Consider the following 2,006-nt stretch of genomic DNA (forward strand, 5'->3'; position numbering starts at 1 on the left):
GCCGGGACGACCGGGTGCGCGCGAGTGGGCGCGCCAGCCGGGCCGATGCGGGCGGCAGGCTCCGCGGACGGCGCCGGGACCAGGGCCTCGCGGTCGACGATCACGCTCGGCAGCTGGTCCTGCGGCCGGAAGTGGCCGGCCGGGCGCGGGGTCGGCGGGCCGCTCGGCGCCTCGGGCACGCCATGGCGCCCGGTCCAGGCGAAGATCGTGTCGTCGTTGGGCGCAAAGCGGCGCCGCGCCTCGGCATCTTGCATCAGCAGCCAGCGCTGCTGCGGCGACAGTCCGGGGTCGTGCAGCGCGGCCCGCGTGCTGGCCTGGAACTCCTCCAGCCACTCGGCATGGCGCACCTGGCCCGCCAGTTCGGCCTCGCGGTGCCCGATGACCTCGTGCGCCAGCACGGCGCGCGGCTCCAGCGCCGCATTGGCCGGGTTGGCCAGGCCGGTCGGCCGCCGGTTCTCGGGCAAGGGATGGATGTCGGGCCCGATCAGCAGGGTGTCGAAGCTGCCCGGGATGTAGGCGGTGTGGCGCGACGAGGGCTGGATCTTCTCTCGCGGCACGCCCATGCTTTCCGCCATCGCGGCATGCGCTTCGAATTGCTCCGGCGTCAACGGCTCGCTGCTGCGGGTCTCGCCTTCTCCCGCGCGGCGCGGACCGCTGCCGTCCGTCGCCGGCGTCTCGGCGGGCGGCGGTGCGGCACGCGCCCGCTCGGCCGCCTCCAGTTGCGTGATGGTCTCGATTTCGGCGCGCAGCGATTCGGCTTCGGCACGGAACGCTTGCGCGCGCGCCGGATCGCGGGCCGCGCGGGCGCGGCCCTCGAGTTGCCGGATCCGCGCCTGCCGCTCGATGACCAGGTCGCGCGTGACATCGCCCGAAGTCGACAGGCCCTCGGCGACATCGGCGGCGCGCGGCCGGTTGTACTTCTGCGCCTGCGGATCGTTGTGGAACGGCGGTCGGTCGGCGGCGGCGGGGTCGCGGAACGTGGCGGCCTCGACCGGCGCCGTGGTGTCGCCGCCGTGTCCCATCTGCGTGTGCAGGTCCTCGGGCATCGGCACACCGACATCGGGCCGGTCCGCGAACTCGGGGAAATCGGCCACCGTCATCATGTGGTGGAACTGGACGCCGGGCGGCAGTTCGCCGGTGCGCTCGACGTGGGCAAGCTGCTCGGGTGTCAGGAACTCCATGGCCGCGAGCGTGCGGGTGTTGTGCTGCCCGGGGTCGCGCAAGGCGGCCTGCAGTTCCAGGCCCGAGGCCGCGCGTGCCCGCGCACGCAGGTCGGCCTTGACGCGATCGGAGACGACCGACTGGTCCGGCGGACGCGGATCGCCGCGGCGCCTCGCACGGCCTGGCGCATCGGGCAGGTCCTGGAATTCGGGATCGACCAACCCGCCGCCCTCGGCCATGCGGCGCCGTTCGCCGATGGTCTCGAGCCGGGTCCGCTCGATGTCGGCAGCGCGGACCTCCTCCGGCGTCGGCACGCGCTGGTCGTCGCTCACACGGCGCGCTTCGGGCACGGCCGGCTCGGGCGGGAGCACGCGCTCGGGCCCGGCCGGCGCGCGCTGGGTCGGAGCCAGTGGATCGACAACTTCGGGCGCGGGCACCGTCGGGGCCAGCGGGTCGATGACCTCGGGCACCGGCACCGTCGGCGCCAGGGGATCGATCGGCGGCGGGCGCTCGGTGGGCGCGTACGGGCTGGGCTCGGCCGGGTTCCAGTCGGGCAGTTCGACGCCGTAGTCCGGCAGCGGCTCGATGTTGGGCAGCCGCGGCGGGCCCGGGATCTCCGGCATGCCGCCGCCTTCGGGCAAGGCGGTGGGTGCGTGCGGATCGACGACTTCGGGCGCCGGCATCGTCGGCGCGTGCGGATCGACCGGCTCCGGTGCCGGCATCGTCGGCGCGTGCGGATCGACGGGCTCGGGCGCCGGCATCGTCGGCGCGTGCGGATCGACCACCTCGGGCGCGGCCACGGTGGCGCCGGGCCCCTCGGCCACCGGCCCGGCGCTGTCGGCGAT

The 2,006-nt window shown here is 75.4% G+C and carries 1 pseudogene; it reads right to left on the reverse strand.

Annotation, left to right across the window (positions count from 1 at the left end):
* Positions 1 to 2,006: pseudogene (locus tag AC1DYD_RS41280) on the reverse strand (hypothetical protein); the annotation flags it as partial.

Source organism: Variovorax sp. P4_B11 (assembly GCF_056402355.1).